Genomic DNA, 300 nt, shown 5'->3' on the forward strand with positions numbered 1-300 from the left:
GACCCCGTGCCCGCCAGGGTGCGCTGGAGCGAAGCGAGGGCGGCCGCATGGTCGCCGTTCCGGTATCGTTTCAAGGCAACCGCAGACCTCCGAAGCAAAGGGCCGCCATGCGCATATTGATGGTCACCGACGCCTGGCGCCCGCAAGTCAACGGCGTCGTCCACACGCTGGAGCGGCTCACCGAGACTCTGAAGTCCTTCGACGTCGCGGTCGAGTTCCTGACCCCGAACATCTTCCGCACCCTGCCCTTGCCGACCTACCCCGACATCTGCCTGGCGCTGACCACGCCCGGCCATGTCG

General features: G+C 67.0%; 1 pseudogene. It reads left to right on the forward strand.

Going from position 1 to position 300, the window contains the following annotated elements:
* Nucleotides 1-107 precede the first annotated feature (107 nt).
* Nucleotides 108-300 (forward strand): annotated as a pseudogene (locus EN852_RS38945) (glycosyltransferase family 1 protein); the annotation flags it as partial.

Origin of the sequence: Mesorhizobium sp. M2E.F.Ca.ET.209.01.1.1 (assembly GCF_004010375.2) — a bacterium.
GTDB lineage: Bacteria > Pseudomonadota > Alphaproteobacteria > Rhizobiales > Rhizobiaceae > Mesorhizobium.